Origin of the sequence: Bradyrhizobium sp. Leo170, from assembly GCF_004296405.1 — a bacterium.
Taxonomy (GTDB): domain Bacteria; phylum Pseudomonadota; class Alphaproteobacteria; order Rhizobiales; family Xanthobacteraceae; genus Bradyrhizobium.
This window is the reverse complement of the sequence record NZ_PSRR01000845.1, coordinates 1-598: the sequence shown is the minus strand read 5'-3', so window position 1 is coordinate 598 and position 598 is coordinate 1. Positions and strand designations below refer to the sequence as shown.

The window sequence follows — 598 nt, the reverse complement described above, 5'->3', positions numbered from 1 at the left end:
CGGCCTGCAGCGTCCCGAATTCCTCATCGTTGACGGCGCAGGTGGACTGGAGAAGGCCGTTGCCGCCGTGTGGGATGGCGTGCCGGTGCAACGCTGCACTGTCCACAAGCACAGGAATCTGCTGGCGCATGCGCCGGAACGCCTGCACGAGGAGATCACGGCCGACTACAACGACATGATCTACGCCGCGACACCGGAGGAGATCACCGTCCGCCGCAAGGCCTTCCTGCGCAAGTGGCGGCTCAAGCATCGCGCCGTCGCCGACAGCCTCGAGGAGGCGGGCGAGAGTCTGTTTGCGTTCGTTCGCCTGCCACCGAGCCAGTGGAGGAGCGCCCGCACCACCAACGCGATCGAGCGGCTGCACGAAGAGTTCAAGCGGCGGATCAAGACGCAAACTGTGCTGCCGTCTGCCGAGACCGCTGCGATGTTGTTCTGGGCGCTGCTGGCTTCCGGGCAGATCAGCATGCGCAAAGTCGACGGCTGGCAGACCCTCGCCAGCAAGCCCATTGCTCAGCCGGTTGATCTTGCCGCCTGAGCAGATATCATCCGTTCACCGGAGACTCGCGACGGACAAATTCCAACCAAGTTCGCGACGGCA

The 598-nt window shown here is 64.2% G+C and carries 1 protein-coding gene; it reads left to right on the top strand.

Annotated features, from left to right (window positions below; translation table 11 throughout):
* Positions 1-535 (top strand): transposase (locus CWO89_RS45045; protein ID WP_207234733.1); only part of this gene is annotated, 535 nt, incomplete at its 5' end.
* Between the last annotated feature and the right edge of the window lie 63 nt (positions 536-598).